The sequence below is a fragment of the Micromonospora sp. DT44 genome (assembly GCF_049841635.1).
In the GTDB taxonomy this organism is placed as follows: domain Bacteria; phylum Actinomycetota; class Actinomycetes; order Mycobacteriales; family Micromonosporaceae; genus Micromonospora.
Genome location: NZ_JBNCKS010000026.1, coordinates 1 through 26,212, shown reverse-complemented (window position 1 = coordinate 26,212; position 26,212 = coordinate 1). Strand labels below are relative to the sequence as shown.

The following is a 26,212-nucleotide window of genomic DNA, read 5'->3' as shown; positions in this document are numbered from 1 at the left end:
GAGGTGAGGGCAACGCTACGACTACGCGCGCTGGTCGCCGTCCCCGGCACCGGGCCGGTCACCCTCGACGTCGCGGCCGGCGAGACGGCCGCGCTGGTCGCGCCGCCCCGGGTCGGCACGGCCGTGGCCCGGGTACTGGCCGGCCTGGCCGCCCCGGTCACCGGTCGGATCATGGTGGCCGAGCGGGACGTCACGGGCCTGCCGCCGCCGCGCCGGCAGATCGGCTACGTGCCGGCGGGCGGCGCGCTGTTGCCGCAGCTCACCGTGCGTCGCAACATCGAGTACGGCCAACGCAAACGTGAACGAGTGCACGAGATGGCCGACGACTGGACGGCGACGGTGGTGGAGCGGCTGGAGTTGGCGCCGACGCTCGACCTGCTCCCGCACGTGCTCTCCGACGCGCAGCGGTTCCGGGTCGCGCTGGCCCGGGCCGCCGTCTGCCTGCCTGAGGTGCTCGTCGTCGACCTACCCGTCGACCCCGCTGGCGGCAGCCGCCTCGGCGACCTGCTGCCCCGACTCGCCCCGTCGGAAACGCCGGGGGTCGCCACGCTCGTCTGCACCGCCGATCCGTCCACCCTGGCCGAGATCCCGACGCGGCACCGCCTGGTCACCGAGCCCGTCGAGGTCCCACGGTGACGCGGGCCGGCGGCCTCACCCGTCGTACGCTGCTGCGCGCCGCCGCCGTCGGCGCGGCGGCCACCGCGACCGGGTGCGGCGGCGGCACCCGCTCGGTACAGGTGGCGGTGGTCTGGAGCGGCGGCGAGCTGGACCGCTTCCGCGAGGTCGTGGCCGCGTACCCCGCTCCGGTGCGGGTGGTCAGCGCCGGCAACGACATCGACGCGTTCCTGCGCGCCCGGCACCTCGCGGGCACCTCGCCGGACGTGGCGATCCTGTCGCGTCCCGGCCTGGTCACCGAGTACGCCGCGCGGGGGTGGCTGCGCCCGGTGCGACCGTCGACCGAGTACGCGGTGCCGATCGGCCTCGGCGACCTGCTGATCGCCGAGGGGCAGCGCTACGGCCTGTGGGTCAAGGCCGCGCACAAGTCCCTGGTGTGGCATCTGCCCTCGATGCTGCCCGAGCCGCCGACGAGCTGGGACGCACTGGTCTCGCTGACCCGCCGCCTCGGCGCGCTCGCCCGCGACGGCGGTCCGGCGCCCCTGGCCATCGGCGCGGCGGACGGCTGGGTCCTCACCGACTGGTTCGAGAACGTGCTGGCCGACCTCGCGCCCACCGCCTACGACGCCCTCGCCGCGGCCGAGGGTGACTGGCAGGGCCGGGCGGTGCGCGACACCCTGGACCGGCTCGCCGAGCTGTGGAGCATCGACGGCGCGTTCCCCGGCGGTGGCAAACGTGCCCTGCTCACCCAGTACGAGGAGTCGGTGATCCAGGTGGTGCGCTCACGGCGGGCGGTGATGGTCTTCGAGGCCGACTTCACCGCCGAGGTGGTGGGCCGGTTCCGCAGCGGGCCCGAGGAGCCGGTCACCTTCCGCTTCCCGAGCGCCGGGGCGGGCAGCGGCGCGCTGATCGTCGGCGGCGACGTCGCGGTGGCCTTCGACCACGACCGGGGCGGACTGGAGCTGGTCGAGTGGTTGACCCGGGCCGACGCGTTCGGTCCCTGGCTGCGGGCCGGCGGCTACCTGTCGCCGAACACCACCATCGCGCTGACCGAGTACGCCGACCCCGTCCGCCGGCAACTGGCCCGCGAGATGCGCGGTCCGGACACCCTGCACTTCGACCTCTCCGACCAGTTGCCGGGGGCGTTCACCGGCTCGGACGGCGTCGGCATCTGGCGCATCATGCAGGACTTCTTCGCCGACGTCACCGGCGGCGTGCCGGCCCGCCGGGCGATCGACGACGCCACCCGACAGCTCGCCGCGGCGGCCCGCGACGCGGACGGTGACCGGTGAGCGAGACCCGGGTGCTCGGCGAGCTGACGGTGCTCGACGACGTCGGCCCGCCGCGCCGGGGCCGGGCCTACCCGGCGGCCGGTGCGACCTCCGCGCTGCTGCTGCCGGCCGCGCTGCTGCTCGGGGCGCTGGTGCTGTGGCCGGTGCTGCGCACGCTGCACGCCAGCGTCACCACCGACGGTCGCTGGGTCGGCGCGGAGCACTTCCGGGCCGCCCTCGCCGCGCCGCACACCGGCGCGGTGGTCGGCCGTACGGTGCTGTGGGCGGTGCTGGTGCCGGCCGTGGTGACGGCGTTGGGCTACCTGTTCGCCGTCGTGTCGCGCCGCTCCCAGGAGGGTGGCCTGGTCCGCCTGATCCTGCTGGTGCCGGTGGCGTTGCCGCTGGTCGTCACCGGCGTGACCTTCCGGCTCATGTACGACCCCGACCCGACCCGTGGCCTGGTGACCCTGCTCGCGGCTCGGGTCACCGGCCGCTGGGCCGAGGACGCCCCGCAACTGCTCGGGCCGGGCCTGGTCACGGTGGCGTTGATGTCGGCGTTCGTCTGGGCGTGGGTGGGGCTGGCCGTGCTGGTCTTCCGGGCCGCGCTGGACCGTGTACCGCCGAGCCTGGCCGACGCGGTACGCGCCTACGGCGGCGGCCGGCGACACGTCCTGTGGGACGCGCAGTGGCGACCGCTGTTGTTGCGTACCGTCGCGGTGGTCTTCGCCCTGGTGGCGCTCGGCACGAGCCGCACCTTCGACCTGATCCTGGTCATGACGCCCGGGTCGGTCCGCGACGACGCGGCGGTGCTCGCCCTGCGGGTCTGGCAGACCTCGGGCGGCACCACCACCGGGCAGGGCGCCGCGCTCGGCGTCGTCTGGCTGGCGGCGGTGGGCGCCGGAATGCTGGTGGCGGCGTTCTTCGTCCGCCAGGCGTGGCCGCCGCCGCGCGTCGAGGCGACGCCCGACGCGGCTCCGACGCTGCCGCCGCGCCGACTGTTCCGGGTGCTCGCCGCCGCCGCCGCGGTGGCCTGGCTCTTTCCGCTGGTGGTGCTGCTGGCGACCTCCGCGCACGGGCAGGTCGACGCCGCCGCGCAGGGCTGGTGGTCGGCCCCGCCCGGCGCGGGCTCCTACGCGGCCCTGCTCGGCGGCGGCGAGTTGTGGCGGGCGCTCGGCTTCACCCTGCTGCTGGCCACCGTCGTCACCGCGACGGTTCTCGTCGTCGGGCTGCTGGCCGCGTACCCGCTGGCGTGGCTGACCGGGCCGGCCGCACAGGCGACCGGTCTGCTGCTGATGGCCGCCACCGTCGTCCCGGTGCAGGTAATCGCCGGGCCGGTCAACGAGGTGCTCGGCCTGGTGCTCTCCTCCGGTACCGCACGCGGGTTGGCGCTGGTGCACGTGGCGCTGGGGGTGCCGTTCGCGGTGCTGGTGCTGCGTAACGCGTTCGCCGACCTGCCTGCCGACCAGGTACGCGGCGCTCGGCTGGGCGGCCGGCGCTGGTGGGGCACGCTTCGTCGACTGGCCCGGCACAACCTGCCGGCCGTGGTCGCCGTCTCCGTGCTGGAGTTCGTCCAGGTCTGGAACGACCTGGCGGTGGGCCTGCTGTTCAGCGGCCCGGAGGCCACTCCGCTCGGGTTGTTCCTGGCCGGGCAGAGCCGCGGCTTCGTGTCCAACAGCGGGGTCCTGGCCGCCGGTTCGGTGCTCGCCTCGGTGCTGCCGGTGGCGCTCATGGTCCTCGCCCGGCGGCAACTCGTCGCCGGCCTGGTCTCCGGGGGCGTACGGTGACCCGCCCTGCCGGGGCACCCGGTCGAGGGCCGAGGTGGCCGCTGCTCGCCGCCGTCTTCTCGCTGCTCGGCGGGGTGCTCGGCAACGTGGGCATCAACCTGCTCTCCGAGCTGGTGAGCAGCGCGCTCGGCCCGGCCGCCGAGCTGCTCGGCCCGGCGAGCATCGTGGTCGGGCTCGTCGGCGCGATCGGCTTCGCGGTGTACGCGCATCAGCGCCGGGCCGGGCGGGAGACCGGTCCGGAGCCCACCGAGGTGGTCAGCACGCCGGCCGAGGATGTGCCGACCCTGCCGTACACGGCGGGGTTCACCGGCCGCGACGAGCACGTGCGGGCGGTGCTGGACCTGCTCGGGCGCGAGCACGCCGTGGCGGTGCTGGGCCGGCGGGCGGTGGGCACGTCGGCCTGCGCCATTGAGGCGGCGAACCTGTGCCGGGCGGACTTCCCGGACGGGCAGTACCACTTCGACCTGCGCCGGGGCGGTCGACCCCGTTCTCCCCGGCAGGTGCTCACCGCGTTGGCGGGGGTCCTGGGCAGCGCGCCACCGGCGTCCGGTCGGCCGGACGCCCTCGCGGCCGCGGCCGCCGCGATCCGCCGCAAGGTCGACGGTCGCAAGATCCTGCTGGTCCTGGACAACGTCGACCGGCCCGAGCAGGTCCGCGCGCTGCTACCGCCGACCGCGCGCACCTGCCGGCTGCTGCTGGCCGGCGGACCCGCGCTCAGCGGATTGAACGGAGTGGTGGAGCACTGGATCGCCGAGCCCGGCCCGGACGAGGCGGTCGAACTGTTCGCCGCCGCCGGCGGCGCCGCCCCGGCCGCCCGGGTCCGCCGCGCCGACCCCCGTACCGATCCGGCGGTGCGCGAGATCGTCGACCTGTGCGGCCGGCAGCCGCGCACCGTCCGCGCGCTCGGCTACCGCACAGCCCAGCACGGCTGGCGGCACGTCGACGTCCTGGACGCGCTGCGCCGGGCGGTGCGCACCCCGCCGCACCAGCGGGTCGCCGTCTCGCCGGCGGCCCAGCTCGTCACCGAACGGGACACCGCCTACCGGGCGTTGACCCGCGAGGCCCGCCGGCTGTACCGCCTGATGTCGCTGGCTCCCGCCCCGGTGGACCGGCCGACCATCGCGGCCCTGGCCCGCCGGCACCCCGAGCGGATCACCGGGCTGCTGGACCAGTTGGCCGCCGCCGCGTTCGTGGTCGGCGCCCCCGGCGACCGGTACGAGGTCCGTCCGCTACTCGCCGCGAACGCCCGCCTGCACCTGCGCGACGCCGATCCGGCCCGTTCCCGGGTCGCCGCGCAGGCCCGGCTCACCCGGCATCTGGCCCGGCGGGCGGAACGGCACGCCGCCAACCTGACCGTGCTGGGCTCCCCGCCGGACCGGGAGTGGTCGTTGCCGCTGGACGACGACCCGTACGGCTGGTTCGACCTACACCAGGATTTGCTGCTCGCGGTCGTCCGGGTGCCCGCCGGGGCGGCCGAGACGCTGCCCCGACGGGTACGCCGGTGGTGGTTCCGGTTGGCCGTGGCGCTCTGCGGGTGGCTCGCCCACGTCGAACGGCTCGACGAGTGGGAGCAGGTGTGCCGCACGGTCCTGGCCACCCCGACGGCCGACGACCGACCGGAGATCGCCGGCTGGGCGCACAACGAGCTGGGCGTGCTGCGCCGACGTCGGCACGACCCGCAGGGGGCGGCGGCGGCGCTCACGCTCGCGGTGGCCGAACGCGGCCGGCGGGGCACCGCCCAGGCGCGGATGAACCTCGGCCTGGCGCTGCTCGACCTGGGGCAACTCGACGACGCGGTGGAGCACCTGGAGCTGTCCCGCCGGCACCGCTCGTCCGCGGACCGGGCCGGGCACGCCCTCACCCAGCTGGGCCTCGGCGCGGCGCAGCTGGCCCGGGGCGAGCTGGACGCCGCGCACCACCATCTGGTGCGGGCGGCGAACACGTTCCGGTCGGTGGGTGACGCGCGCGGTTACGCCGCCGCGCTGACCAACCTGGTGCTGGTGCACGCCAGCCTCGGCGAGCACCTGGACGCGGCGCAGGCCTGGCGGGCCGCGCTGCGCGAGTACGAGTCGGTCAACGACACGACCAGCCGCGCCGCGGCGCTGCTCAACGCGGGCGCGACGCTGCTGACCAGCGCGCCGGGGCAGGCGCGGACGGCGTACGAGCTGCTGGCCGAGAGCCGACGGCTACGCGAGGACGTCCGGCCCACGGCGGGGCTGGGGCGTACCCTGCTCTACCTGGGCGACGCCGCCGCCGCGCTGGGCGACCGCTCCGACGCGCGGCGGCTGTGGGCGGACGCGGCGACGGTGGCCGAGGAGGTCGGCGACGACCGGGCGCTGGCCGCCGCCGACGAACGCCTGGTACACGACGTCGAAGCGCCGCCGGCCACCCCCTGAGCGGTGTGTCCCCCCGGGCCGGCGTGATGTCGATCGCTCGTCGTGGCCGGTGGCGTCGGTCTGGGAGAGTGTGTGACCGTGGACGCTCTCTCGGTGCGGGGACTCAGCCGCAACTTCGGCAACCTGGTCGTGCTCGACGATGTGACCTTCACCCTGCCGCCGGGTCGGATCGCGGTGGTGCTGGGCCCCAACGGCAGCGGCAAGACGACTCTGCTGCGCTGCGTGGTGGGCGCCGACCGGCCGGACGCGGGCGAGGTGCGGGTGCACGGGTACCGGGCCGACGAGACCGACCCACAGGTGCGCTCACTGGTGGCCGCCGCCCTGGACGACATCGACTTCTTCCCCGACCTGTCCGTGGTCGAGCACCTGGAGCTTGTCGCGTACGCCCACGGGGGCAACGCCGAGCCGGTCGAGGAGGTGCTCACCGAGCTGGGCCTGGAACCGGCCCGTGATCAACTCCCGGTCACCCTGTCCAGCGGGCAGCGCCGCCGGCTCGCGCTGGCGTCCTGCTTCGTCCGGCCGCGTCGGGTGCTGATCCTCGACGAGCCGGAGCAGCGCCTCGACGTCGCCGGACGGCAGTGGCTCGCCGACCGGCTGCGGCGCGAACGCGACGCCGGCACCACCGTGCTGATGGCCTCGCACGACCCGGAGCTGATCGACGCGGTCGTGGACGAGCGGATCGAGATCGGCCGGTGACGGCCGCGCCGACCACGATCGCCGAAGCGCCCGCCGGGCTGCCCACGGCCCGACAGGTCCGTACGCACCTGCGCCGCGCCCGCCGCCGCCACCACGAGCACTCGCTCGGCGATGTGCTGGGCGACGCCTACGTCATGGTTTTGTTCCTGGGCATGTACGGCTGGTTCGGGATCAGCGCCAGCCGCAACATGCTGGACTCCCCCACCGTGGGCCAGGCCGAGCCGGGCGTGCGGTGGTGGCTGGCCCTCGCCGCGCTGCTCGCCGGCGCCGGGCTCGTCTGGCGCGGCCTGCGCGCGTTCGGCCCGCTGCTGGTCACCCCGGCCACGCAGAGCTGGGTGACCAGCGCGCCGATCGATCGGCGGGCCTGGCTGGCGCCGCGCCTCGCGGTCCTGGTGGCGGGCGCGGCGGTGGGCACCGCCGCGCTCGGGGTGGCCGTGGCGGCGCTCGGCGGTGTCAGCGACCCGGCGACCCTGGGGTGGGCGGCCGTCGCCGGCGCGGGATGGGGCGCCGCCACGCTGGCGCTCAGCGTCGTCGCCCAGAGCAGCCGGACGGGACGGCGGTGGCCGGCCCTGGCCGGCGCGGTCCCGATGGTGGTCGCGGCGGTCATCACCGCCGTCGTGGTGCTCACCGGCCGCCTCGGCGAGGGACTGCCCCGGCCGTCGTCGACGCCGACGATCGCGCTGGTCGCCGTCGCCGTGCCGCTCGCGGTCGTCGCCACGGTGTTGGCGGTACGCGCGCTGCCCCTCGTCGACCGGGCCACCCTGACCACCGGCGCGCAGTTCGCCAACGCCGCCGCCACGGCCACGATCCTGCTCGACCCGAGCCTGCTGACCGGCCTGGTGGAGAGCCGTCGTTGGCGGCGGGTCGGCCGGGTCCGCAGCAGCCGGTTCCTGCCCGGTCCGGGCTGGTGGGCGTTGCTCCAGGCGGACGTCCGACGACTGCGCCGGCACCCCAGCGCCCTGCTGATCTGGGCGGGTCTCGTCGGTGTCCAGTACGCGGCCGCGCTCGCCCTGCCCGGCCTGGCCGGGGCCGCGCAGGTGGTGTTCGCCTACCTCGCCGTCGACCGGCTGACCGGCGGGCTGCGCGCGGTCAGCCGGTCGGCCGGGCTACGCCGGGCGCTCGGCGGCAGCGACGCGCTCCTGCGCGGCATCCACGTGGTGGTGCCGGCGATCGGCGCGGGCCTGTGGTGGCTGCTGACCCTGCCGAGCCTGCCCAGCGTCGACGCCGGCCCGGCCTGGCTCGCGCCGACGCTGGTGCTCGGGGTGGTGGCCGCCGCCTTCCGGGCCGGCACCCGCCCGCCGATCGACTACGGTGGCGCGACGGTCAACACCCCGTTCGGAATGGTCCCGGTCGACCTGCTGCGGCAGGGTTCCCGGGGGCCGGCGCTGCTCGCCGTTGTCGTCCTGCTCCAACTGTTCCTGGGCTGACGGCCGTCGCCGTCAGCCGTCCAGGCGGCGGACCATGTTCATGATCGTTTCGAGCTGGGCACCGCCCTTGATCGGGAAATTGGTCGCGCCCAGATAGCCCCACCAGTCCCAGCAGCCGTTGGGGTTGCTCAGAGCCGTACCCGCCTGCGGATAGAGCACGACCAGGTTGTTGGTGTCCGCGTACTGGTTGAGGTTGGCCCGGTCGACGAACGCCGTACCCACCGACCCAGCCCCCTGCACACAGCCGTGCAGCGCGACCAGCAGCCGGCACGACTGGCCGGCCGCGCACGCCGACGGGACGTACGCGTAGCCGTTGGCGTCCATGCTCAACCCGTTGGCCCAGCCGTTGACCGCGAACGTGTTCTGGCCGAAGCGCACGAGCGTGCCGCCCAGCGCTCCCGTGTTGCGCGCGTTGACCCCGCCGAGCAGCTTGCGCAGCAGGGCGTTCTGCGGGTCGGTGCCGCAGTCGTTCAGGTAGGGCGACGCGGTCGCCGTACACCCCAGCGTGCCGTACGGGGTTACCCACGAGTGACCGGCGGCCGAGCCGCTGTCGTACTGCACGCTGGCACCAAAGCGCTGGTAGTAGCGGACCAGGTCGTCGGTGACGGACCTCTCGACGGCGGTGTCATTGTTGCCGTGGAACACGTACACCGGATCGCCGGAGAGGTTGCCGACCGGATCGACCCAGCCGTACGACGCCCAGGTGCGGGTGTACGCCTCCAGCGCCGACACGTTCGTCGGGTAGATGCTGTCACCGCAGCCGTAGAGCGCCTGGGCGACGGTGTTCTGGGAGCAGTAGTAGGGGCCGGCGGCGAAGACGGCCGCGCCGCGGATCCGGGACGAGTAGGCGACGTGCAGCTGGGTGGCCATGTAGCCGCCGGAGGACACCCCGGCCACGTACACCCCGGAGATGTTGTAGGTGCCCAGCGACCCGGACACCGGAGGCGTGGTGGCGGGGGTGGCGGCCTGGGCGGGGGCCGCGACGGTCAGGATCAGCAGCAGGACGGCGGTCAGGGCGGTGGCGGCTCGGCGCGGTGTGGTCATGGACGCTCTCCTCGGCAGCGCCGGCGGGGGCGTCGACGCGCGCCGAAGCTACCGTGACGTGGACCACACCTGACATGAGCCCGACCGACACGCTTGTCGATGCCGTTGTGTGCGCTGCCCACCCACGAGGGTCGTGGTGACGCGCTTGCCGAGGTCCCATCCGGACCCTGTCGAGCTGCCCCGAAAATGGGGCATCAGCGGTCACGAGTCGCGGCTGTCATCCCCCTAACACCGCCGCGCGGACGGCGTCGGCGAACCGGCGGTTGCGGACCATCTGCCCGAGGGGTACCCCACTTCGCTGTTCGACGTCGATGATGCGGCCGAGCGTGGGCAGGAGTTTGAGGACAGCTTGCTCGGAGGCACCCGGATCCCACAGCAGATCGAGCAGCCGCCGACACTGCTCGCTGGCGCGCCGGGGATTGGTGGTGAGGCGCTCTGTCCCGAGAACCTGCCACCGCAGCGCCGCCATCAGGTGATACCGCGCGGGTCGGAGCGTGGTCCGGATCCGCCTGGTACGCAGCAGCCACTCCAGGCGGTAGTGTGCGGCCGCCGCCGCGTAGTACGCGTCCGGGAGATGGTCCTCCTGGAACAGAGCACCGCGATGACGCTGGGTCAGCTCGCGGTAGTGACCGGCCGCCGCCGGCTCACCGAGGAACATCGCGGCGTAGGCGCGGGTAAGTTGGGCTCGGTTGACCACCCGCGTCTTCTCCACCTCGTTGCGGGCTGCGTACTGCTTGGAGCGGCGCTCGTACCACAGTCGATGCGCCGCCGGTTGTGCCGCGAACCAGTCCTCCAACCGTCGGTGGAAGTCCTCCCGCGTCGACAGTTCCTCCTCGCTGACCGCGGTCTGCCGGTTGGTCGCGGCGATGATGCCGGCGATGACCTTCTCGTCCTCGCTGTGGACGATCCGCACGCTGACCTGCACGTCGTCGGTGAGGCGCTCCCGTTCGTCGAACAACACGTGACAGGTCTGGCAGCCGTTGACCACTTGGAAGTCCCGGATGTGCACCTCGTCGCCGACCACGTTGAGTCCTCGGGTGACGATTGTGACGCCGTTGTTCAGGACGGCGAACCGACGGTGCTGAAGTGGATCTCTGATCGCGTCCCGGATCTGGCCGTTGACCCCGTTGTAACCCTGGAAGTCCCGTACGTTCTCGTGGAACAGCGCCTTGCGAATGTTGCCGGCCGGATCGGTCAGCACCTGGGACACGAGTTCGCGGGCTGGCAGCAGGCCAAACAGCGACTGGACCACGCCGGGCATGGTCGGCGGTGAGAGCTTCTTGAGCATCTCGAAGGTGGCTGGCACCGCCTGAGTGGCGCGCTTGTACAACTCACGCAGCTCGTCTCGGGTCACGCAGCGCACGTCAACCACGTCGAATCGGCCGGAGCGCATGAGCCCTCGCTCCGCCGATGCCGCCTTCCTGCGTAGCAGGTCCGCCACCTGTCCACCGGTGGTGACGTACCGCACGTGCAGCTTGGGCCGTCCGCCGGAAAACTTCGCGATGTTCGCGTAGACCGCCCGGAGGCACCCTCGGAGATTCTCCACATCGGGAGATGCCGGGTACGGCAGGTCAGCCTTGTCGACGACGTGCGCGAGGTTGTCCGCCAGGTCGGCAATGACCTTCGATTCGAACTTGGGGCTGGTCTTCGCCTGCACGACGATGATCTGTACGTCCAACTGACGTGCCTGCTCGGTCGCCGCCCTGACGTCCGCCTCGTCGTGGAGCAGATCACCGTTCACCAGAATGCCGAACACGTCGATGCCGAGATCATTGCCGCCACCCATCCGGAAGGCGTCCGGGGTGAAGTCGCTTTCGTAGAACGAGCTGAGCACGCAGAAACCCGCGAAGGCCTCGAACGCCTCGTCCTGCGGCAACCCGACGAGGTCGTGGTCGGTCTGGAACTGCCGAACCAGGCTGTTGATGACAATGTCCATGCTGTTCCCCTTGCAGGTCTGTCAACTCCGGGCGCGGACCAGTACCTCTTCCACGGTGAGTGCGCTCGTCGGGTGGTGGCTGAGGCACATCGGTGTTGCCAGCTTCTGAAAGCCAAGTCCTTCACCCACGGCGTAGAACTGCCCGGCGGTCAGTCGGGAGATGTCCAGGACCGCGCTCGCCTTGGCCTGCGCCACCTCCTTCGCCGCCGCGATCTGGATCGGGCTGTTGAGGAAGCCGAAGAACTGGGTAGCGGCGTTGCCGACGATCCGGTTGTGGATGCCCTTGGGCGCCTGCGTCGCGAAGATCAGGCCGAGGCCGTACTTGCGGGCCTGACTGGCCAGGGCGAGCGTGCTCTCCGTACAGGCCGTCAGCGCGCCCGAAGGTGCGAGCGTCTGCGCCTCGTCCATCACGAAGAGGCCTCCGAGTGGGCGATCACCGGCGGGATGCTGCTTGATCCAGGCGAACAACGCCATCTGCAACTGGTTCACGAAGCCCTGCCGCTGCTCGTTGTTGGGCAGCCCGACGAGACTGATCACCGAGATGCGCGCGCGTTTGCCGGCCGACGGGGTCAGCAGGATGCCCGGGTCCAGGGGCACGCCGGCTCCGCCGAACAGCGGATCCAGGATCATCGCGGCCTTGAGGGTCTCGGCCATGTCGTGGGCCAGCTCACCGGCACGCGTCAGCGTGGTCGCGGTGTCGGGCAGGTCCGCGAGCATCGCGACGAAGTCGCGAAGACCGGTGCCCCCGGTGCGCGCGAAGTACGCCAGCGCCTCGCGCAGCACCGCCCGGCCACGATCCATCTTCGCGGTCTTGCCGCCCATACGTGCCCGCGGCGCCAGCCCGGCCACCGCCGTGTCCAGGGCGAGAGCGAGCTCGTCAGGCTCATCGAGCACTGCGGCGAAGTCCGGCAACGGCTGCAGACTGAGCGGACGACCAGCCTCACGGCGAGGGGTCCACACCACCACGTCCGTGCCCTCAAGGTAAGCCGCCGCCCTCTCGGCGTCTCCCGGCTGCCACGAGGGCGGTGCCTCCGGCCACGGATCACCGAGCCGCGCCAGGTCATTGTTGGGATCGAGCACAATCGTCGAGACTCCCTGCAGGGCGCACTCCTCGATCAGCCGCCGGATCAGCACGGTCTTACCCGATCCCGAACCCGCGAAGATGGCCGTGTGCTTGCGCAGCGACTCCAACGGCACCCGAACCGCCGCGCCGGTCTCGACCACCGTTCCGAGAAGCAGGCCAGCGCCACCGTTCGTCTCCGAACGCCGCACCCCGCCGGACGGATCGTGGGTCGCCGTCCGGCTGGGATCGTCGTCGTCGCCCACCCCGTTCGGTGACGGTCCCGGATCCGGACGATCCGATGGGCCGGCGGGCCGCCCAGGGCCGGGAGGTTGCGCAGCCGTCGTGCCAGGCGGCGCGCCGAAGACCGTTCGGAAGAGCGTGGTGTTCCCGGCCGGGCGGCCCCGTCGCAGCCAGTCATCGAGTGCCGGATCGTTCTCGTCGAGCAGGACAGCGAGCCCGGCGAAGGTGCGCAGGTCGTCGATGGACACCCCAGTGATCAACCCGCCCGCGGCCTGAAACTCGTTCAACAGACGTGAAGTGACCGGCCCCTTGGGCCAGAGGCTGTTACGCAGCAGTACCGCACGCCGCTTGCTGATGCGGGGATCCAGTCTGACGAGCTGTCGGAGCCGCTCGATTCGTGCCTGCACGGCTCGGTGGTGGGTGTGTGACAGCGCACGAAACGACCAGTGCGCCTCATCCTCGGTCGCCTCGTCGAGACTCTCCCGGAGCCAGGCGTGCATCGACGGATTGCCGTCCTCGCCGAGTACGACCTTGTATCGCCCGTTCAGATCTCCCTGCTCGACCGTCCATGCCCGCAGGCCGGCTCCGAGCAGGCGGGGCATGTCGATGTCCTCGCGGGCCGGATCCATGACATGGTCGACGTCGAGCGATTCGCGCAGCTCAGCGAACCTCCTCTGCACGGACTCGACGTCCTGCGGCCGAGCCGCCGGCTCCGGGTCGGGCGGGGCGACCCGTTGGTCCAACTCGTGCAGGGGCTCGACATTATCGGTCATGAGGCAGACGCGTAGGTGCTCGTCCACCCGCTCGAGCAGGGATCGCGGTGTGTAGTCGGGAGCGGCAGCGAACGCCGACGGCAGCACAGGCCAGGTCGGGTACGGCGGCGTGAATCCGACGGACTCGAACAACGGGCCGAAGCGGGCGGCAACCAACTCCGTTCCGACGTCCGGGGACGGCAGGCGACTCAGCCGCGTCTCCCGACGAAACCGGTCACGTACCGAGTCGACCGTGTGGTTACTGATCAGTTGCCAGGAGGTCGGCAGGCACGCCACCACCGTCACCGTACGACGCAGTGCTTCGCGCAACTGCATCAGCCCGTGCCCGAGGTCCTCGGCGACAGCGACAGACTCCGTGGGCGCGGCCTCCGGTTGACCGTGATCGACAACGGAGGTGCGGGCCTGGGCGATGACAGTGTCGATCTGATCGACCGCGAGCATGCTGGCACCGGTACTCGCCAGCAGCCGCGAGATCTCCTCGGCAATCTCCTGTGCCGTCTTCGTCCGGCTCGTCAGACCCCAACGGACATTGTCGCCCGGGTCTTCATCGGGGATGGACGTCAGGAATGCCTCGCCGAGATCCTGAATTGCGTCGTCAGTGGCGGCCAGCAACACCAGGGCCCGCACCGTGTACCGGCACTCGCGCCCCAGTTCGGGGTCCGCCCGCCGCAGAGCGGCAACGAAGGCGTCGAGCGCTCCGGTGGTCAGCTGTTGTCGTCCGCGAACTTGGTCGCGTAACCCCCTTCCCACGGCAGCGCGCTCACACAGCCGGTCGAGAAGCACCTCCAACTGCGTATGTCGGTACGAGCCAGAACGTCGCAGACCGCGCAGAAGCGTCTGCACGGCATTCGGCCAGAAGGCCCTGCCGTCGGAAATCCCGAGGAGGAAGAAGTAGCCGCCGCCACGTTGCACCTGCTCACGAGCCCACCGCAGGAGGTGGGTCTTGCCGGCACCGTGCTGCCCTTCGAGGACCAGCCCGAGCGGGCTACGTCCGGTGCTGGTGACGGCTTCTCCGTACGCCCGCAGGAGGGCAGCCCCGGCCTCGCCGTTGAGAGCGTCGATGTGGATGTCCAGCGGAGACCAGACGTCTTCCTGGGTCGGTGCCCAGTCCAGCCGCCGCAGCTCCAGCAAGGCTTGCCGCTGGGTCTGGTCGATCATGAGCGGTCGATTGCGATTAGGTGCTTGTCTTCACCGCCGATAACGACCGCTGCGTCCCGCGTTGCCTGCGTCAGCACCTTACGGTTGGGATCCGGCTCAAGTTGGATTTCCCGTCGTCGGTCCATCGCCCGGAGAACACGGTCGAGGTCATCGCGGGTCAGGTCCCTCAGGCCTCCCCGCAGGCGCGCCAGGCTGACCAGAGCGCCTGGCTTCTCGGCCAGGCGCAGATACGCCGCTCGGATCAGGTCTTCGACCCTGCCCGGCTCGCCGGCCGCTTGGTCTGTGTCAGCGGAGACAGCCGCGCTCTTCGACGCTGTGGACACCTCGTCCGAGGGGTGCGCCTCCGCGCCGGGGATGTCCAGCGGGTCGACATACAGATCAGCCAACTGCAGATTGCGGGCCGCCAGCATACGGTCCAGGTGCTTCAGCGTCCCATAGTGCAGCAACCATGCCGCCGAGACGCGTTCGGGAGCGTCTGCCCCCACCTCGCGGCGGGCCCGCTTCCAACCCTCATCAGTCAGCTCATGAATGATCGTCCCACGCAGGCCCTTGCGCCAGACGATGAGCCCGGCGGATTCAAGTTCCGCTCGGACGCTCTTTTCGATCCGCATGCGGAACTGCTCATACAAGTCCGGATTGGACGCCTCCGAGACGTGGGTCATCAGCGCCACGAGCGCCTGCCGAGCTGACGTGCTGAGGGGATTGTTCGACATGAGGCAGTTCTCCGGTTGTGTGCGAGGGGGCACGGACGACGGCATGCCTCAGGGACCGGTCGTGGAGGGGAGACCACGCCGCCGAGAAGAGCATCATTGCGGCAGGGTTGAATGAGCGCGAGCCCGCAAAGGCACCTGAAAGGCGTGAAGCGCTGTCGTATTCCGGACTTTCGATCAAGACTGAAAGATATTGATTCCGCGCGTCGCTCAGGCGGTGTCGCCCGGCGCGAGGTGGCGGTAGCCGGGGATGGTCTCGGCGAACCAGCCGGCCACGCTTGCCAGGCCACGATCATTGAGCTGCGCGTCGTGGATGGGGTACGCGGCCTCGGCGCCTACCGCGCGGGCGAAGCGGATCGCCTCGTCGAGGCGGAGCCACGACCCCTGGGCGGGCACGAGCAGGGTGTGCACCGGCTCGTCCGGCACGTGCACCGAGTCGCCGGGGTGGTAGAGCCCGTCACCGACCAGATAGCCGAGGTTGGGACAGTCGGGCTGACCGTCGTGGATCACGGCGTGCCGGCCGCCGTGGGCGCTCACCGGTATGCCGGCGGCGGTGAAGCGCTGCCCCGGACGTACCCGGGTGACCGGCAGCGGAGCGAGGTCGGGCAGCCGGGCCCCCTCGGGGGCGTACACCGGCACGCCGAGCCCGGCCAGCCGCAGCACGTCCACGTGGTCGGTGTGCTCGTGAGTGACCAGGACGGCGTCCGCGCCGACCAGCGCACGCGGTTCACTCCAGGTGCCCGGGTCGATCACCAGCACCGCGCCGTCGTGCTCGACGCGGACGCAGGAGTGCGTGAATCGGGTGATCCGCATCCGGTGACGGTACCCGCGCTCACCAGCGTCGACTGGCGCCGGATCTAGCGTTACGTCCCCTCGACATGCGGACGATGTAGAGGAACTGCGCTCCGAACGCCGCGAGCGCGACCGCCACCCCGGCGACGACCATCAGCCAGTGCCAGCCTCCGACCATGCCGAGCACCAGAGCGACGGCCGACCCGACCAGTGCCGCGTTGACCGCGCCCACGAGCGCGGCCGTGGTGAGCAGGAACTCCCAGCTCCCCGACCGGATGCCCACCAGCATCCGGGCCGCCTCCGCGTCGTCCTCGGACGCCACCGCGTCGACGAAGAAGTCGTGCTCGCTGGCGAGACGGTGGTGGTAGTAGGCACGGATGCGCTGGATCCGTTTCATGTCCAGCGAGTTCTCCACGGTGGTCTCGACCAGCCGCAGGAAGGTCAGGATCCCGATGATCACCAGGATCGGCAGCACCGCGCCCAGGTAGGGCCGGACCACCTGGTCGTTGCCGGCGGCGAAGCCGAGGCCGATCAGGGCCGCCGACAGCACGGACAGGAAGATCGTGGCACGGCCGGTGGCCTCGTCGATCGTGCCGGCGCGCGACGTCTGTAGGGCGTAGTGCTCGGTGTTGAGGACGCTCAACAGCGCCTTCTCGCGTTCCGCGTCGTCCACACCGTCACCTTCCGCGCTCGCCCGACTCCGATACCGTCACCCTACGAGTGGCACAGCGGGCCCGGCCGACGAAACCGCCGGTCACGAACGGGACAGCGAGCGGCAAAGCCGGCACGTATCCTCCGCATCTCGGTGGGCATGGGCCACGACGGAAGGGGACTGGATGCCCAAGTGGGCGGGGCGGGGCCGAGGCGGCGGCCGTCAGCGACGCGCCTTCGTGGTCGGTGGGCCGTTGCTCGGTGTCGCGCTCGTGATGCTGGTGGCCGCCTGGCGCAGTGCCGGCTTCCTCAGCGACCTGCTGCTCAACCTCGGGTCCAGCGTCGTGCTCGCGGCCATCTCGTACGTCATCTTCGATCCGCTGTTCGAAGAGGCCCGCAAAGCCCGGGTGCAGGAGCACCTGAGCTTCGACCAGGCGGCGTTCGTGACGCGCCTGCGCCGCTCGGCGCGACGGGTCCGCATCCTCGACACCTGGACGATCCTGCTGGAACAGCGGCACCGCGAGGAGACCTTCGACGCCGTACGCGCGGCGCTCAGCAACGGCGCCCACGTCCAACTGCTCCTGCTCGATCCCGACTGCTCGGCCGCGCAGCAACGCTCCGAGGAGTTGGAGCGGCAGCGGGTGGACGTGCCGCGCCAGATCCGTACCAACCTGCGGCACCTCGCCGCGTTCTCCGACGGCCTCGACCCGGCGGTGCGGCACCGGTTACAGGTACGGCTCTACGACGCGTCCCCGTCGATCCAGCTCTACCAGTGGGACAGTCGGGCGCTGATCTCGTTCTTCCCGATCGGGAAGCTGTCGTTCAACGTGCCCCAGCTCGAGGTCGACATGGACAGCCCGTGGGGTGGATTCGTGCACTCCCGCTTCGAGGAGCTGTGGGAGCACCAGCGGGAGACCTCGAACCTGGACCAGTACTGGTCGGTGACCGTGACTCTGCGCCACGAGGACTCCGACGTCGTCGAGGTGCGCGTGCCCTACGTGACGGTGGAGGGGCAGCACTACGTCGACTGCCGGGCGTTCCGGGTGACCGGCCCGCTGACCGTGCGCGCCGTACTGCCGCCCCGCCCGGGAGCGATGCCAGCGGTGTTCGCGCTGGCTGAGCCGGCCGACGGCGACCGGACGCCGGCCGCCGTCGTGGCCCGGCACTTCGATCAGAAGTACGGGCACGGCGACGGGCAGCGGGCGGTTCGCCGACTGGTGCCGCCGCCGGAGGATCCGCGTACCCCCGTTCCTCGCGCCGCGGCGGCCGGCGACGCGCACGGAGGGTGACCCGGCTTCGACTCGTCGGGTGCCGGGCGGGACACTGGTGGCCGCCGCGTGCCACCGACCGGAAGGAGTGTGCCGTGCCGCCCAGCCCCGGGCCGACGCCGCTGCGGGCCGACTGCGCGCGCTGCTTCGGGTTGTGCTGCGTGGTGCCGGCCTTCGCCGCGTCGGCCGACTTCGCCATCGACAAGCCGGCCGGGCGGGCCTGCCCGAACCTTCGCCCGGACCACCGCTGCGGCATCCACACGGAGCTGCGGGAGCGCGGATTCGCGGGCTGCACCGTCTTCGACTGCTTTGGCGCGGGGCAGCAGGTCGCGCAGGTCACCTTCGGGGGGCGGGACTGGCGGGACGCCCCGGAGACCCTGCCGGCGATGGCCGAGGCGTTCCGGGTACTGCGTCCGCTGCACGAACTGCTCTGGTATCTCACCGAGGCGCTGAGGCTGGGCCCATCGGCCGAGCTGCGCGCCGAGCTGGACCGTGCCCGCGTCGAGATCACCGGGCTCACCGAGGGCGACCCGACTCGCCTGCGCGCCGTGGACGTCGACGCGCACCGGGCCCGGGTCAACCCGCTGCTGTCGCGCGCCAGCGACGCGGCGCGCGCTCCCGGGGGAATCGACCGTCGGGGCGCCCAGCTCTTCGGCGTGGACCTGCGTCGGACGGACCTGCGCCGGGCCAACCTGCGCGGCGCGCTGCTGATCGGCGCCGACCTGCGCGGCGTGGACCTCGGTCTGGCCGACGTCACGGGTGCGGACCTGCGCGGGGCCGACCTGCGCGGCGCGGACCTGCGGACGACGCTGTTCCTGCACCAGGCTCAGCTCGACGCCGCGCGCGGTGACGCGCGCACGGCTCTGCCGGCGACGTTGACCCGGCCGCCGCACTGGACGGCGCTCGCGCTCACACCGGTGCGCGGCCCCGCTGCGAGCCGCCGTGCGCGGCGACGCTGACGACGGTACGAGGTCCGCGTCCGCCGGCTGGTTCCGCGCCGGCCGAGCACACCGTCGCCGACAACCCCGGTCGCTGAGTCGGCGGCTGCCGGCGGGCGAGGTTTCGTGGGTGACGCGCCGGGTAGCCACCGCCGACGCGGACCGGCACCGACGGGAGGCACGACGTGGGCTACCCAAAGCGCGACGGTGAGCTGCCGGGCGACCCGCAGCACAGCGAGGACGAGGCAGGTCAGGTGCCGTTGGTGCAGGTCGAGGCGGACACCCAGGTCCCCGCGCCGGCCGATACCGACGAGCGGCCGGACATCGTGACCGAGGGCGACAATTCAGGTGTCGCCGGGGGCTCGTCCGGCAGCAGCGGCGGCGGGTCGAGCATGCCGGGGCACCCCGACGCGACCCGCCGGGGTTAGCGGCTCGCCAGCGCGGCCCGCGCCTCGGTCATGCCCTTGTTGGCCAGGCCGTCCGCGCGCTCGTTCTCCGGGTGACCGTTGTGTCCCTTGACCCACAGCCAGGTGACCTCGTGGCGCTCGCAGGCCGCCTCCAACCGCTGCCACAGGTCGGCGTTCTTCACCGGCTGCTTCGCGGCGGTCCGCCAGCCGTTGCGCTTCCACGACGCCAACCAGCTGGTGATGCCGTTGCGCACGTACGTGCTGTCGGTGTGCAACTCGACGGTGACCGGCCGGTTCAGGCTCTCCAACGCCTGGATGGCCGCCATCAGCTCCATCCGGTTGTTGGTCGTCGGCGTGGCCTCGCCGCCGCACAGCTCGCGCTCGTGGTCGCCGTAGCGCAGCAGCGCCCCCCAGCCGCCCGGCCCGGGGTTGCCGCTGCATGCCCCGTCGGTCCAGATCTGCACGCCCCTGCCCTCCGCCATGGCAGGCAACCTACCGGGCGGCGACCCCGCGCTGGCCCGTCGGGGGCCGCCACGCCGGGACCGGAGGCACTAGGGTCTGCCGAATGGATCGGCACGTCGCGTTCGACCGTCTGCACAACTTCCGCGATCTCGGTGGTTACCGCACCGAGGACGGGCGCACGGTCCGCTGGCGGTTGCTCTACCGCTCGGACTCGCTCGGCAAGCTGGCGGGCGCCGACCTGGACCGGTTCCAGGCCCTCGGTGTGGGCACGGTGATCGACCTGCGGTATCCGTGGGAGATCGCCGCGCGGGGTCGAGCGCCCCAGATCGACGGCCTGGCCTGGCACAACCTGAGTATCGAGCACCGCACCTACGATCAGGCGACGATCGACCCCACGCTCGACCCGTGGCGCTATCTCGCCGACCGGTACGCCGAGGTCGCCGAGGACGGGGTCGCCGAGCTGCGCCAGGCGTTGCAGGTGATCGCCGACGCCGACGCTCCGCTGGTCTTCCACTGCGCGTCCGGCAAGGACCGCACCGGTCTGCTGGCCGCGCTGCTGCTCGCCCTGCTGGGCGTCGACGAGGAACAGATCGCCGCCGACTTCGCGCGCACCGAGCTGGCCACCGAACGCCTCATCGCCGACTGGCAGGCCCTCAACCCGGACCGTGAGCTGCTCTGGCCCGGGTACGGTCGCGCTCCCGAGGCCATCATCCGGCACTTCCTGGCCGACCTGGCCGCCGCGTACGGGTCGGTGGTCGGCTACGCCACCGACCGGCTCGGTGTCGACGAGGCGTTGACCGCCCGGCTACGTGACCGCCTCCTCCCCCAATGAGGGAAAATCGCGCGCCCCGGCGCGGTCCGATCTGTCAGAGTCGTTCGCCGTGGACGGAAACTGGGACGGCCTACGGGCCGACGTGCGGCGCACGATCGACGAGCTGATCGCCAGCGGGCGCGAATCCGGGGTGCAGGTCGCCGCGTACCTCCATGGGTCGCCGATCCTTGAGGTGCACGCCGGGCCCGCCGACCGGGCCACCGGCCGCACGCTCACCGCCGACACCCCCATCTGGAGCGTGTCGACCGGCAAGGCCCTCACCGCGACCGTGGTGCACGTGCTGGTCGAGCGTGGCGAGCTGGACTACGACCTGCGGATCGCCGACGTGTGGCCGGAGTTCGGCCGGCATGGCAAGGGTGGGGTCACGGTGCGACACGCGCTCACCCACACCGCCGGCGTGCCCGCCCTACCCAGGGACGTGACGCCGGAGGACTTCACCGACTGGGACCGGATGTGCGCGATGGTGGCCGACGCCGAGCCGATCGCCGCGCCCGGCGCGGTGAAGGCGTACCACGCGTGGACGTTCGGCTGGCTGGTCGGTGAGGTGGTGCGCCGGGTGACGGGCCGGCGCGTCTCGGCGGTGCTCGCCGAGGACGTGGCTGGGCCGCTCGGCGTGGCCGACGAGTTGTACCTCGCGGTACCGGCCGCCGACCTGGACCGGCTGGCCCGGGTCGAGGACCGCAACCTGTCGGCGCTGTTCGACTTCGCGAGCGCCAACCTGCCGAACTTCGATCGGGTCGCCCCGCCCGGCGTCCGACCGGGCGCCCAGGTCGGCAGCCGGGCCGACGTCCTCACCGCCGAGGTGCCGGCCACCGGCACGATGACCGCCCGCGCGGCGGCGCGGATGCTCGCCGCGCTGATCGGCGAGGTGGACGGCGTCCGGCTGATCTCGCCGACCCGGCTCCGGGCCGTGACGACGCCGGACGGGCCGCCCGGCCCGGAGTGGGTGTTCGGGCAGGAGACGACCTGGGGCCTCGGGTACGCGGTGGACGACGACGGCTCGTTCGGCGCGGCCGGCAGCGGCGGCAGCCTGGCGTACGCGTACCCGGAGCTGGGGTTGACGGTCGCGGCGACGAAGACCCTGCTGGGGGCCGGCGACGGTGACCCGATGGAGGACCTGCGGGTGCTGATCCGCGACGCGGTGTCGGCCCGGCGCTGACCGGGTCGGGTCAGGTCTCGGGGTCGGCGCGGGGGCGCTGCGGACCGCCCACCACGGCCGCCGGGATGGCCGGAGCCGGACGGGCGGGCCGCAGGCGGTCGCGGAGGCGTAGCGCGGCGTCGCCGGCCGTGGCGGCGATCATCGGCAGGAGCCGGGTCGAGTTCATGATCGCGATCTCCTCGGCCGGGGTGGTGAAGCCGTCGAGGAAGCGCAGGACCCGCTCGGCCGGGTTGCGGTCGAAGAGCCGGTCGAAGAAGTCGGGCCCGCCCACGCCACCGGAATCCAGCGCCCGCAGTGCCACCGCGTCCATCCAGCGGTGCCGGGCCGGATAGGCGGGGGCCGGCACCGGCGGCCGGCCGGCGGCGAGCGCGCGGGCCACCTGGTCGGCCTGGCGGTACATGGCGGAGAAGGTGAAGCCGGTGGAGGGGCGGGTCGCTCCACCGGCCGTGCCGAGGCGTACGACGCGCGGGGAGGGCCGGGCCGGGAACGGCGCATCGGTCATCGGGATCACCCCGTTCTCGACCTCGCGGACCCGCAGCCCGCCCGGGTCGAGCCCGAGCAGGTCGCGGTAGTCGGCCAGCGCCGTGTCGTACCCGGCGTCGGTGAGCAGGTCGGGCGAGAACTCGGTGTACTCGACGAGGGCGTACCGGTCGCTGACCGGGAGCACGTAGCCGAAGGAGACACCCCGGGCGGGCTGCGGGGTGCGGAAGTCCATGAGCACCGCCCGCTGCGGGTCGAACACCGGCCGGTCGGCCTCCAGCCACCAGCCACGGAAGTGCTGCAACCAGGTCGTCCGGCCGGCGCGGGCCGGTGGCCGGGGGCGGGAGTCGAGCACCCAGCCGGCCCGGATCTCGCGCCCGTCGCCGGTGCGCACGACCACCCCGGTCCCGTCGTCGCGGACCACGTCGGCGGGTGCCGCGATCCGCGTCACGTCCAGCCGGCGCTCGGCCTCGACAGCCCGGTCGTAGACCGGGCCGGAGCGCAGCATGGCGTACCGCAGCGGGGTCAGGTCCAGGACGCGACGCCGCGCGGGCGTGACCACCTCGACCTGGTGCCAGCTCGCGCTGAGCAGCGGGTCGAGGTCGGTGTCCGGGTGGCCCCAGAACGCCCACGTGCGGTCCTGGCCGCGCCGACGGACCGGGTCGACGACGGCGATCCGCAGGCCCCGGACGCCGCGCCGGTCCAGCGCGGCGAGCAGCAGCGAGGCGGCGCCCCCGCCGCCGAGCAGCGCGAGGTCGACGTCGAGCCGGGCGGGATCGGTCACCCGCACCACGCTGCCACACCGTCGGGCCGCGTCGCGCACCGCGCCCTCAGGGCACCGGGACGGGTCGCTGCTCGACCGGGGGCTCGTCGGCGTAGGCGCGTGCCACGGCGTCGCGGTTGAAGACTCGCCAGGTGGCGGCGGAGACCCCGATCGCCACGACCAGACCGACCCAGTACGGGGCGGTGATGCCGAACTGCGCCGCCAGCAGCCCGCCGAGCAGCGCCCCCACGCAGTTGCCGCCCGCCGCCACGAACATGGTGGTGCTGGCCACGCGCCCCTGCAAGCCACCACGAGCGGGTCGTCGGTACGGGAGGCCACGAACAACGGTGCGGCGACCGTGGCCAGCCCGCTGCCGAGCGCCGACAGGGTGCTCGCCGCCCACAACCGGGCGAAGCCCGTCCCCAAACCGCCATCCATGTTCCGAGTCACGGCCAGGGAACCTACCAAGCGCCTCCCGGGCCGCACCGCAGGTTTTCCGCGCGGCCGACCCGGCGTATTCACGCCGTCGTCGGCCATACCTCGCCATCAGCCCAGGAGCGACAGCCCGACCGGAGCGGACCTCGACCGGAGCACCGACGCCGGTCGGTCCGTGCAGGCCCAAGGGCTGCTCTCCCCCGCCTTCGGGTGGACACGTGACGGCAACGAAGGTTTCTCATTTTCACCTGATCGGGGTCCCAACCCACCTAGTGTTGGGCACACCGGTGCTAGTCACGGAGTTGGCCACCCGAACGACGTCCCACGCAGTCAGCGGACGAAAAGTGAGGGAAGACGCGTATGAAGGTCTCAACAGCACTCTGCTCGGCGGCGCTCGGCGTGGGTCTCGGCACGCTCCTGCTGCCGGGCGCCGCACTGGCCGACACCGTCGTGTCACCGGCCACCACCCCGGTCGGAGGAACCGTCGTGCTCACCGCGACGACCTGCAACCCGAAGTCGGGTGACGTCATCTTCCGGGTCACCGGACCCAACCGCGACGAGAACGTCCGATCCACCACGGCCGCCGCGGGCGGCGGGCTCAGTGCCGAACTGTTCACCGCCGGGTTCACCCTGGGCACGTACACGGTGGCCGCGACCTGCGGCGACGGCAGCTCGGCGGGCAGCGCCACCTTCACCGTCACCCCGATCGGCGGTGCCCCGGCCGGGTCGGGCGGCGACAGCCGTGACGGACGCGACGCGGGCGCGCTCGCCGCCGGAGGCACCCTGCTCGGCACGGCCGCCGCAGGCGCGGTGCTGCTGGTACGCCGACGCCGCCCGGTGTCGACCGTCGCCTGACCGGCGACCGCTCCATCCCTTGAGGACGGGTGCCCGTGCCGGTACGACCGGCGCGGGCACCCCGACGACCCCTTACGGAGGTGCGCACGTGTGGTGGCGGCGAAGCCTGCCGGCCGTGGTCGCCCTCCTCGGCGTCAGCGGGCTGGGGCTGATCACGGTTGGCCTCACCGCCGACCCGGAACGGCCACCCGGGCCGTCGGCTGACGCGCCGACCCGCGCCCGTCCCGCACCGGACCTGGCCCCACTCCCCCACGCAGCGCCCGTCCGGGTGCGGATTCCCGCCATCGACGTACGCGCCGAGATCGTCCCCGTGGGCGCTGACTCCGCCGGGGTGCTGGAGGTGCCGCCCCTGGACCGGCCGACCCTCGCCGGCTGGTACCGGCACGGGGTGAGCCCCGGCGAGACCGGCAACGCCGTCCTGGTGGGACACGTCGACTCGCCGGCCGGCCCGGCGGTCTTCTTCGACCTCGGTCGCCTGCGCGCCGGCCAGGAGATTCAGGTGACCCGGACCGACGCGCGGGTCGCCACGTTTACCGTGGACGGCGTCCACGCGTACCCCAAGGACCACTTCCCCAGCGGCCTGGTCTACGGCCCGGCGGACGTCGCCGGGCTACGCCTGATCACCTGCGGCGGCCGGTTCGACGACGCGACCGGCAACTACGTGGACAACATCGTCGTCTTCGCCACCCGTACCGCCTGAGGTGAGCGCCCCACTGTCGGGGGCCGGACGCCGCTGGGCGGAGTCCGGTGGCACCATGCCCTGCGAGCACCGTGGCCGCGACGGTGCGCGGGGAGGGGGCGCGTCGTGGATCAGCGAGCGGTACGGGACCGGGCCGGTCGGGGCGTACGCGCCCTGGCCCGTCGACTGCTCGGCCGTCCCGACGGTGGCACTCCTTCGCCTCGCCGGTCCAACCCGGACGCGGTGGTCGACTGCGCCGTGTACGTCAAGGGTCGCCGGGAGCCGGGCCGGCCGCACTACGACGACGCGTACGCGCGCGCCCGGCATGGCCGCGACGCCTTCGTGTGGCTCGGGTTGCACGAGCCGGGGCCGGCGGTGCTCGCCGCGGTGGGGCGTACCTTCGGCCTGGATGAGCTGACCGTCGAGCAGGCGCTCGCCGACGGGCACCGGCCCACGGTGCAGCGACACGGGCCGGTCACCCTGCTGGTGCTGCGCACCGCCGGGTACGTCGAGCACGCCGAGCTGACGGACACGTCCGAGGTGATCGACACCGGTGACGTGATGGTGCTGCTCGGTGACCGGTTCGCCGTGACCGTGCGACACGGCGCGGCCGGGGCGCTGCGCGACGTCCGCGCCGACATCGAGCGTCGGCCGACGCTGCTGGCCGCCGGTCCCTGGGCGGTGGCGTACGCGGTCTGCGCCCGCATGGTCGACACGTACCTGGAGGTGGCCGGGCACGTGGAGCGCGACCTGGAACGCGTCGAGGAGGCGGTGTTCGCCCGCGACCGGTCGGCCGACATTCAGCACATCTACCAGCTCAAGCGCGAGGTGGTGGAGTTCAAGCGGGCGGTGCTTCCGCTTCAGACGCCCCTGCGGACGCTGCTCGACCCGACCCGCGACGGACCGCCGCGTGCCCTGCACCGCTGGTTCGTGGACGTGGACGGCCGACTGGGTCGGGCCGTGGACCGGGTGGCCGCGTACGACGATCTGCTCACCTCGATCGTCCAGTCCCGCCTGGCGCAGCTCGCCGTCGAGCAGAACAACGACATGCGAAAGATCGCCGCGTGGGCCGCGATCGCCGCCACGCAGACCGGCATCGCCGGCGTCTACGGCATGAACTTCGATCACATGCCCGAGCTGGCCTGGCGCTACGGGTACGGGGGCGCGGTGGCCCTGATGGCAGTGGCGGCGCTCGCCCTGTACCGCCTGTTCCGCCGCTCGGGCTGGCTCTGACCCCTTCCCCCGCGATCTTGCACTTTCAGTCGCCGATATGCACTCTTTGCCGGCAATGCGGGGACAGTAAGTGCAAGACGCTTCTATGTACGTGGTGATCGGTTCGGCTGGTTGCCGCTAGGTTCGGCGTCGATGATCACTTGGG

The 26,212-nt window shown here is 72.6% G+C and carries 23 protein-coding genes; 14 read left to right on the top strand and 9 right to left on the bottom strand.

All coding sequences use genetic code 11. From position 1 onward, the window contains the following. The first annotated feature begins 3 nt into the window (after positions 1-3). The 6 genes from ACLQ25_RS16675 to ACLQ25_RS16650 all read left to right on the top strand — a co-directional run bounded on the left by ACLQ25_RS16675 (position 4) and on the right by ACLQ25_RS16650 (position 8,189). On the top strand, positions 4-636 hold the full coding sequence (locus ACLQ25_RS16675) for an ATP-binding cassette domain-containing protein (RefSeq protein WP_425731783.1): 633 nt from the start codon (positions 4-6) through the stop codon (positions 634-636). Next, a complete protein-coding gene (locus ACLQ25_RS16670; RefSeq protein ID WP_425731782.1) occupies positions 633-1,907 on the top strand; it encodes a hypothetical protein in 1,275 nt (424 codons plus the stop codon). The genes ACLQ25_RS16675 and ACLQ25_RS16670 overlap by 4 nt, the downstream gene beginning before the upstream one ends. Beyond that, complete coding sequence (locus ACLQ25_RS16665; RefSeq protein ID WP_425731781.1) at positions 1,904-3,670, top strand: hypothetical protein; 1,767 nt, start codon at positions 1,904-1,906, stop codon at positions 3,668-3,670. The genes ACLQ25_RS16670 and ACLQ25_RS16665 overlap by 4 nt, the downstream gene beginning before the upstream one ends. Next, positions 3,667-6,066, top strand: a complete 2,400-nt coding sequence (locus tag ACLQ25_RS16660; RefSeq protein ID WP_425731780.1) for a tetratricopeptide repeat protein — start codon at positions 3,667-3,669, stop codon at positions 6,064-6,066. Before ACLQ25_RS16665 ends, ACLQ25_RS16660 begins: the two co-directional genes overlap by 4 nt. Before the next feature lie 72 nt (positions 6,067-6,138). After that, a complete protein-coding gene (locus ACLQ25_RS16655; RefSeq protein WP_355049939.1) occupies positions 6,139-6,762 on the top strand; it encodes an ABC transporter ATP-binding protein in 624 nt (207 codons plus the stop codon). Continuing rightward, positions 6,759-8,189: a DUF6297 family protein gene (locus ACLQ25_RS16650; protein ID WP_425731779.1), complete on the top strand. Its 1,431-nt coding sequence runs from the start codon at positions 6,759-6,761 to the stop codon at positions 8,187-8,189. Before ACLQ25_RS16655 ends, ACLQ25_RS16650 begins: the two co-directional genes overlap by 4 nt. 12 nt (positions 8,190-8,201) lie before the next feature. Here the strand turns inward: ACLQ25_RS16650 and ACLQ25_RS16645 are convergent, their stop codons facing one another. The 6 genes from ACLQ25_RS16645 to ACLQ25_RS16620 form a co-directional block, all read right to left on the bottom strand. Continuing rightward, positions 8,202-9,233 (bottom strand): extracellular catalytic domain type 2 short-chain-length polyhydroxyalkanoate depolymerase, encoded by a 1,032-nt coding sequence (locus ACLQ25_RS16645; protein WP_425731778.1) that lies wholly within the window; start codon positions 9,231-9,233, stop codon positions 8,202-8,204. Positions 9,234-9,450: 217 nt separating this feature from the next. Continuing rightward, positions 9,451-11,169, bottom strand: coding sequence for an AIPR family protein (locus tag ACLQ25_RS16640; protein ID WP_425731777.1), 1,719 nt, complete (start codon positions 11,167-11,169; stop codon positions 9,451-9,453). A 21-nt stretch (positions 11,170-11,190) separates the two neighbouring features. Continuing rightward, entirely contained in the window at positions 11,191-14,403 is a 3,213-nt protein-coding gene (locus ACLQ25_RS16635; RefSeq protein ID WP_425731776.1) for an ATP-binding protein, read from the bottom strand. Then, positions 14,400-15,116: a hypothetical protein gene (locus ACLQ25_RS16630; protein ID WP_425731775.1), complete on the bottom strand. Its 717-nt coding sequence runs from the start codon at positions 15,114-15,116 to the stop codon at positions 14,400-14,402. Before ACLQ25_RS16630 ends, ACLQ25_RS16635 begins: the two co-directional genes overlap by 4 nt. A gap of 207 nt (positions 15,117-15,323) precedes the next feature. Continuing rightward, positions 15,324-15,926 carry an MBL fold metallo-hydrolase gene (locus ACLQ25_RS16625; RefSeq protein WP_425731774.1) on the bottom strand — a complete coding sequence of 201 codons (603 nt, stop codon included), beginning with the start codon at positions 15,924-15,926 and terminating at the stop codon, positions 15,324-15,326. A 19-nt stretch (positions 15,927-15,945) separates the two neighbouring features. Next, entirely contained in the window at positions 15,946-16,578 is a 633-nt protein-coding gene (locus ACLQ25_RS16620; protein WP_425731773.1) for a hypothetical protein, read from the bottom strand. Positions 16,579-16,741: 163 nt separating this feature from the next. Between ACLQ25_RS16620 and ACLQ25_RS16615 the strand changes: the two genes are divergently transcribed. The 3 genes from ACLQ25_RS16615 (at position 16,742) to ACLQ25_RS16605 (ending at position 19,190) form a co-directional block, all read left to right on the top strand. Continuing rightward, a complete protein-coding gene (locus ACLQ25_RS16615) occupies positions 16,742-17,845 on the top strand; it encodes a hypothetical protein (protein WP_425731772.1) in 1,104 nt (367 codons plus the stop codon). A 74-nt stretch (positions 17,846-17,919) separates the two neighbouring features. Next, positions 17,920-18,783 carry a pentapeptide repeat-containing protein gene (locus ACLQ25_RS16610; protein ID WP_425731771.1) on the top strand — a complete coding sequence of 288 codons (864 nt, stop codon included), beginning with the start codon at positions 17,920-17,922 and terminating at the stop codon, positions 18,781-18,783. A gap of 164 nt (positions 18,784-18,947) precedes the next feature. Beyond that, positions 18,948-19,190, top strand: a complete 243-nt coding sequence (locus ACLQ25_RS16605) for a preprotein translocase YidC (RefSeq protein WP_425731770.1) — start codon at positions 18,948-18,950, stop codon at positions 19,188-19,190. Here ACLQ25_RS16605 and rnhA read toward each other — a convergent pair. Beyond that, positions 19,187-19,651: a ribonuclease HI gene (gene rnhA, locus ACLQ25_RS16600; protein ID WP_396799530.1), complete on the bottom strand. Its 465-nt coding sequence runs from the start codon at positions 19,649-19,651 to the stop codon at positions 19,187-19,189. The two genes, ACLQ25_RS16605 and rnhA, sit on opposite strands and share 4 nt — an antisense overlap. Positions 19,652-19,734: 83 nt before the next feature. Between rnhA and ACLQ25_RS16595 the strand changes: the two genes are divergently transcribed. Both ACLQ25_RS16595 and ACLQ25_RS16590 read left to right on the top strand, forming a co-directional pair. Then, positions 19,735-20,463, top strand: a complete 729-nt coding sequence (locus ACLQ25_RS16595) for a tyrosine-protein phosphatase (protein WP_425731769.1) — start codon at positions 19,735-19,737, stop codon at positions 20,461-20,463. Between the two features lie 49 nt (positions 20,464-20,512). After that, positions 20,513-21,622, top strand: coding sequence for a serine hydrolase domain-containing protein (locus tag ACLQ25_RS16590; protein WP_425731768.1), 1,110 nt, complete (start codon positions 20,513-20,515; stop codon positions 21,620-21,622). A 10-nt stretch (positions 21,623-21,632) separates the two neighbouring features. On the opposite strand, the gene ACLQ25_RS16585 is transcribed toward ACLQ25_RS16590, so the two are convergent. Both ACLQ25_RS16585 and ACLQ25_RS16580 read right to left on the bottom strand, forming a co-directional pair. Next, positions 21,633-22,886 (bottom strand): lycopene cyclase family protein, encoded by a 1,254-nt coding sequence (locus ACLQ25_RS16585; RefSeq protein WP_425731767.1) that lies wholly within the window; start codon positions 22,884-22,886, stop codon positions 21,633-21,635. 46 nt (positions 22,887-22,932) lie between these two features. Further along, complete coding sequence (locus ACLQ25_RS16580; protein ID WP_425731766.1) at positions 22,933-23,157, bottom strand: hypothetical protein; 225 nt, start codon at positions 23,155-23,157, stop codon at positions 22,933-22,935. 503 nt (positions 23,158-23,660) lie between these two features. On the opposite strand from ACLQ25_RS16580, the gene ACLQ25_RS16575 reads away from it, so the two are divergent. The 3 genes from ACLQ25_RS16575 (at position 23,661) to ACLQ25_RS16565 (ending at position 26,067) form a co-directional block, all read left to right on the top strand. After that, on the top strand, positions 23,661-24,155 hold the full coding sequence (locus ACLQ25_RS16575; protein WP_425731765.1) for a hypothetical protein: 495 nt from the start codon (positions 23,661-23,663) through the stop codon (positions 24,153-24,155). Positions 24,156-24,243: 88 nt separating this feature from the next. Continuing rightward, positions 24,244-24,855, top strand: a complete 612-nt coding sequence (locus tag ACLQ25_RS16570) for a class F sortase (RefSeq protein WP_425731764.1) — start codon at positions 24,244-24,246, stop codon at positions 24,853-24,855. A gap of 105 nt (positions 24,856-24,960) precedes the next feature. After that, on the top strand, positions 24,961-26,067 hold the full coding sequence (locus tag ACLQ25_RS16565) for a magnesium and cobalt transport protein CorA (RefSeq protein ID WP_425731763.1): 1,107 nt from the start codon (positions 24,961-24,963) through the stop codon (positions 26,065-26,067). Positions 26,068-26,212: the final 145 nt, after the last annotated feature.

Excerpts from the sequence above, each read along its gene's own strand:
- ACLQ25_RS16615 (WP_425731772.1), top strand. The coding sequence starts at position 16,742 with ATGCCCAAGTGGGCGGGGCGGGGCCGAGGCGGCGGCCGTCAGCGACGC.
- rnhA (WP_396799530.1), bottom strand. The coding sequence starts at position 19,651 with ATGGCGGAGGGCAGGGGCGTGCAGATCTGGACCGACGGGGCATGCAGC.
- ACLQ25_RS16630 (WP_425731775.1), bottom strand. The coding sequence starts at position 15,116 with ATGTCGAACAATCCCCTCAGCACGTCAGCTCGGCAGGCGCTCGTGGCG.
- ACLQ25_RS16595 (WP_425731769.1), top strand. The coding sequence starts at position 19,735 with ATGGATCGGCACGTCGCGTTCGACCGTCTGCACAACTTCCGCGATCTC.
- ACLQ25_RS16635 (WP_425731776.1), bottom strand. The coding sequence starts at position 14,403 with ATGATCGACCAGACCCAGCGGCAAGCCTTGCTGGAGCTGCGGCGGCTG.
- ACLQ25_RS16640 (WP_425731777.1), bottom strand. The coding sequence starts at position 11,169 with ATGGACATTGTCATCAACAGCCTGGTTCGGCAGTTCCAGACCGACCAC.
- ACLQ25_RS16625 (WP_425731774.1), bottom strand. The coding sequence starts at position 15,926 with ATGCGGATCACCCGATTCACGCACTCCTGCGTCCGCGTCGAGCACGAC.
- ACLQ25_RS16645 (WP_425731778.1), bottom strand. The coding sequence starts at position 9,233 with ATGACCACACCGCGCCGAGCCGCCACCGCCCTGACCGCCGTCCTGCTG.
- ACLQ25_RS16575 (WP_425731765.1), top strand. The coding sequence starts at position 23,661 with ATGAAGGTCTCAACAGCACTCTGCTCGGCGGCGCTCGGCGTGGGTCTC.